This is a genomic window from Okeania sp. SIO2B9 (assembly GCF_010672505.1).
GTDB classification, from domain to species: Bacteria; Cyanobacteriota; Cyanobacteriia; order Cyanobacteriales; family Microcoleaceae; genus Okeania; species Okeania hirsuta.
Genome location: NZ_JAAHGK010000419.1, coordinates 1 through 5,555, shown reverse-complemented (window position 1 = coordinate 5,555; position 5,555 = coordinate 1). Strand labels below are relative to the sequence as shown.

The following is a 5,555-nucleotide window of genomic DNA, read 5'->3' as shown; positions in this document are numbered from 1 at the left end:
ACCCCAGAAATGCTGAAGCAGGGATTAGTGCAGAAGATACAAAGCGTCACCCTCGTTACTACTTGCCTGTGAGAACTATCGTATTATGTCGATAAATTGCGCAAATTGTTAACTAAGTCGAAACTCTACAGACATATAGCGCTTTCATTTGAGTAGGGACGTTGCATGCAACATCCCTACAGGGTTATCATTTTTTAATGTGGTTCATTGACCTGAAAACTCTCTAGTAGCTCGTCTAAACTAAAATTGTGAGTAAAACCCAACGCTACGATCCCCCCAACCCCTCTTGGAAAGGGGGGAGAGGTCTATATTTTCTAAAATTTACCCACATTTTCAAGCTAGACAAGCTACTAGGTAAAACTAATTAAACAGACATTGCATCTACTTTGACATAACGAACACTTGCCAAAGCTTCCACCAAACTACGAACCGCAGCTATCATCGCCACTTCATCATTGAGGCGGTTAATAGCAGAACCCACACCAACTCCTGCCGCACCTGCAGCAACAGCTAGTGGAGCAGTTACATTAGAAATACCGGAAGCACACAATACAGGTACAGATACAGCACGAGAAATTTCATAAGCTGCTGCTAGAGTAGGAGCCGCTTTTTCAATTAACCCTAATGTTCCAGGATGAACAGGTTTAGCACTGGTACCACCCTCAGTTTGAATAATATCAGCACCAGCTTTTACTAACTCAGTAGCTAGTTGTACTTGTCGGTCTAGTTCTAAAGTATGGGGAACAGTTACAGAAAGAGTAATATTAGGTAACAGGTCGCGAGTTTGTTGAGTTAACTGCAATACTTCCTCCGCTTCAAAGCGTATACCTTTGGCGTAGAAAGGATCGTAGTTACCAATTTCAATCAAATTAGCTCCTGCTTCTACTGCTGGTAAAAATCTAGTGGGTTCGATGGCAGAAACACAGATGGGCAAGTTAGTTAAACTGCGCGCCATTCTCACTAAATTAGGATCGGCAGCAATATCAACGTAGGTTGCACCACCGAGGGTGGCAGCTTTGACAGTTGCTGCTACTCTGTTTGTATCAAAATTAGTCAAACCACTAATAATTTTTAGAGCTTGGCCATTTTCTAATGCAGTTTGTAATCTAGATTCACTCATCATTGTAGATTAATCCTTTTGCTGATCTTGTTCTCAACATTAATTTTGCCATGGAGACAGCAGTTATCGCTCAAGTTAAAAGTCAAAAGTTTTCAAAAGTCAAAAGTCAAAAGTCAAAAGTCAAAAGTTTTAAGTACAGGACTTACGCAAATTGACTTTTAAACCATCATCTGTAGGGGCGAATGGTATTTGCCCTCGCTATATAGCAATGAGTGCTCATATTTACAACTTCCAGCTCAAAGTGCAGTATTAACAGGACTTACGCATAACCACCTCTCTTGGTAGGGGTTAACAGCCGTTAACCCCTACAAATGGTGTATAATTACCTATTTTGCGTAAGTCCTGATTAAATTAATTTGGCACAAATCAAATATAGCACTACAAGAATTGGGCGCGGACATTTTTCAATCCTAAAACCCTTTTACAGTTTGCTATTCCCTGTTCCCTATATCCCTAGCGCTATATTATTTAGATATTATGAATAATCAACAATTTTCTGTAATTTATGATATTTCTCACTATTGGCTAAAAAATGCTCACATACCTGTATGTCTTCTAGAAACTGATTTTGACATACCTAGTCAAACTAGGGAGGGTTTATCACTGGTGGATATCGAAATTAATGAAGGAGTTATTATACAAGTCGTCTACTCCTTAACACATTTGCCCTCTCCGGAAACTGAGAATATTCCTACTATAGACCTCAAAGGTGGCCAGGTTTGGCCGTGTTTTGTGGATATGCACACCCATCTAGATAAAGGTCATATCTGGATGCGATCGCCTAACTCAGATGGTAGTTTTAATGGTGCTTTGGATGCGGGTGCTAGGGATGCGGAAAAATATTGGAATGCTGAAGATATTTATCGTCGGATGGAATTTGGTTTGAAATGCAGTTATGCTCATGGTACAAAAGCTATTCGGACTCATCTTGTCTGTTTTGGTGAACAGGTAAATATTGGTTTGGAGGTATTTCAAACATTACAAAAAGAGTGGGAAGGTAGATTAATATTACAACCTGTTTCTTTGGTTAGTGGGGATTATTATCTTATTGAAGCTGGAGAAAAATTAGCTGATAAAACTCTTGATATTGGTGGAATATTAGGAGCAGTTTTATACATGAATTCAGACTTGGATAATCAATTGGAGAGGTTATTTAGTCTGGCGAAAGAACGTCAATTAGATTTAGACTTACATACGGATGAAAATGGAGACCCTAATTCTAGAGTTTTATACAAAGTTGCTGAGAAGGCAATTAGTCATCAATTTTCTGGCAAAATTATTTGCGGACATTGTTGTAGTTTGGCGGTACAAACTCTGGAACAAGTAACAGCAACTCTCAAGTTAGTTAAGGAAGCTGGTATTAGTATTGTTAGTCTGCCAATGTGTAATCTTTATCTCCAGAATAGGCAAAATAATCATACTCCGAGATGGCGGGGAGTTACTTTATTACATGAGTTGAAAAAAGAGGGAATTTCTGTTGCTGTGGCGAGTGATAATTGTCGCGACCCTTTTTTTGGATTTGGCGACCATGATGTTTTGGAAGTGTTTAATATGTCAGTGAGAATTGCTCATTTAGATATGCCTTATGGGGATTGGCCTTGTGCTGTTACTAAGACTCCTGCGGATTTAATTGGTTTACCTAATATTGGCAGAATTGGAATTGGATTACCTGCGGATTTAATTCTGTTTAAAGGTAGGAATTTTAGCGAACTTTTATCACGACCTCAACATGACAGAGTTGTTTTGAGAAATGGTCAAATTATTGATACAACTTTACCCGATTATTGTGAATTAGATAGTTTATTTGAATAGGAGGAAAATTTACGGGAGTAATAGGAGGAAAATTTACGGGAGCAAGATGCTCCCACTGCTAAACAATTGAATTTTGACAGATGTAGGTTGGGTTGACGTAGGAAACCCAACACAAATAGTCCTAGTAGTAGACGCTCCACAGCTAAAACTGTGCATTAGCTTTTAACTTGAAATTCTTACTTTTGAATGCATGACTTTTGACTTTTGAATTGAATCTAATGCACCATTGAATAAGTCTCAGTCTACTACTGGACTGACACAGCTAAAATGGTGCAATAAGTGTAGGTTGGGTTGAGGGACGTTAGCGGAGCTTATCCGTTAGGATAAACCCAACATTAGTAAGGTTTTGTTGGGTTTCACTGCCGTTCAACCCAACCTACATTTTTAGGCGTGTCAGTCTACTACAAACTTGAGACAGATACCTATCTTTGTTGGGTTTCCTTTGCTCCGCAACGCTTACGCGAACGTCAACCCAACCTACTGGACTGTTTCATCTTAAATGTTGCAATAGGAAATTTTTAAGAGATAACTTCCTCTATAGGACTTACGCAGATACGCTATATATAGTACTCATAACTATTGTCCAATAGTTACTGGACTCTATACACAGTGTCTTTGCGTAAGTCCTGCTCTAGCTACAATGGCAAATCTAATGCACTATTTTAGGTGAAACAGTCCACTACAGTATTATAATTAGGTAGATATTAGTATTTTAATTCTCTTTAAAGGTAGAAATTTTAGCGAACTTTTATCACGGTCTCAACATGATAGAGTGGTATTAATAAATGGTGGAGTTATTAATACAAATTAACCTGATTATTGTGAATTAGATAGTTTGTTTTCTGGATAGTAACTTGTCAATTATTTTCAACATCAGCAATAGCTAAAAAAAAGACATAATTGTAGAAGTTATGTCAGAATATGGCCGATCGCTCAAAAAGACATAATTTTAGCAGTTATGTCTTTTTTTTATCTCAAAATACTAGCGATTTTATAAAAAATAGGAGGGTGAATCTCATATTTGCAAAAATACTTTTTTTACTATATATATATTCCCTGTTCCCTGTTCCCAGCTCCGGTGTTCCCTAAAAGCGATAATTTTTTGGCTTTATTCACGCATTGAGATGCACCCAAATAGGAATATAGTCAGGACTGACGAAATTAACCTTTAAAACGCCATATTTAGGGGAGAATGCCATTTGCCCTCACTCGAAGTTAAAGACATAATTGTGTTAGTTATATCTGTTTTATTTGAGTAAAATTCTTGTCAGTTTACTCAAATTTTGACAGTATTAAGTAGTTAGATACTGACTGATAATTTATAACTTAATGAGAGGTTAGTTTAAATGAAATTTGTTTTAAACTCTCAAAATGTCTATGACTATTTAGTAGAAAATGGTTTATGCGATTCGCTACAGGAAGCGGAGCAATATCCCTCGCAGACATCTCAGAGTAATATTGAGCGAATTACTGCTAAAAATTTTAATTTATTAGTGACTTTGCCAGATGGTCGAAAACTACTTGTTAAACAAGAACAATATAATTCTCAAGGAGAAACTGCAGGTGAATTGTTTGGGGAATGGCGAATCCAAAAATTTTTACGGACATTTCCCGAACTTGACCATTGGCGTCTCTTTCTACCAGAGTTGTTACATTACGACGCCGAGAAATCTATTATGGTCTCTACTTACCTGGATAGTTATCGGGATTTAAGTGATTTCTATTCCAAGGAAAACAACTTCCCTACAAAAGTTGCTGCTGAAATCGGTAGTTATTTGGCGACGGTTCACCGCGATACTTGGAATCAGAAAAATTATCGGGAGTTCTTTGCTAGTGAAGTTGTTCGTGCTAAACCTGAAGTATCACCACTTTTGGTGCAGAGTCTTGAAAGGATAGGGCCAGAAATTTTTGGTATCGCTCCTGTAGATGGGTTGAGATTTTTTACCCTTTATCAACGATATGACAGTTTAGGGCAAGCGATCGCTCAACTTCGGGAGACTTTATCTCCCAGTTGTCTGACTCACAACGACCTGAAACTAAATAATATTCTCGTAGCTCAAGAGTGGGAAAATTCTAATGGGAATATGGTGCGGTTGATTGATTGGGAAAGGTCTAGTTGGGGCGACCCTGCTTTTGATTTGGGAACGGCGATCGGCAGCTATCTGCAAATGTGGTTGGGTAGTTTGGTTATTAGTAATTCTCTCTCCATTGAAGAATCTCTCAAACTTGCCACTACACCTCTAGAATTACTTCAACCTTCTATTGCTGCTTTAGCTCTAGCTTATTTTGACACTTTCCCAGAAATTGTGGAATATCGTCCAGATTTTTTGAGGCGAGTAGTACAGTTTGCGGGTTGGGGTTTGATGACAGGAATTTTGTCAATGGTTCAATATCAAAAGACTTTTAATAATACCGGTATTGCTATGCTTCAGGTTGCCAAAGCATTATTATGTCGCCCAGACTCATCAATGTCTACAATTTTTGGTGTTGCTATTGAAGAAGTATTCAGGAGTCAGAATTCAGAATTCAGTACGCTCAGTTAGACTGCTTAAACTCAGAGTATGAAAAGGATTCAGCAATCCGTCGTAACGCACCATTGCATAAGTATCAGAGTCAGTAGAGT

Annotated in this window: 3 protein-coding genes; 2 read left to right on the top strand and 1 reads right to left on the bottom strand. The window is 38.1% G+C overall.

Annotated elements, in window-relative coordinates; all coding sequences use genetic code 11:
- Window positions 1-364 precede the first annotated feature (364 nt).
- On the bottom strand, window positions 365-1,123 hold the full coding sequence (locus F6K13_RS15885) for a DUF561 domain-containing protein (protein WP_124142956.1): 759 nt from the start codon (window positions 1,121-1,123) through the stop codon (window positions 365-367).
- 474 nt (window positions 1,124-1,597) lie between these two features.
- Between F6K13_RS15885 and F6K13_RS15880 the strand changes: the two genes are divergently transcribed.
- Window positions 1,598-2,932 (top strand): cytosine deaminase, encoded by a 1,335-nt coding sequence (locus F6K13_RS15880; RefSeq protein ID WP_124142957.1) that lies wholly within the window; start codon window positions 1,598-1,600, stop codon window positions 2,930-2,932.
- Window positions 2,933-4,278: 1,346 nt separating this feature from the next.
- On the top strand, window positions 4,279-5,475 hold the full coding sequence (locus F6K13_RS15875; protein WP_124142958.1) for a phosphotransferase family protein: 1,197 nt from the start codon (window positions 4,279-4,281) through the stop codon (window positions 5,473-5,475).
- Window positions 5,476-5,555: the final 80 nt, after the last annotated feature.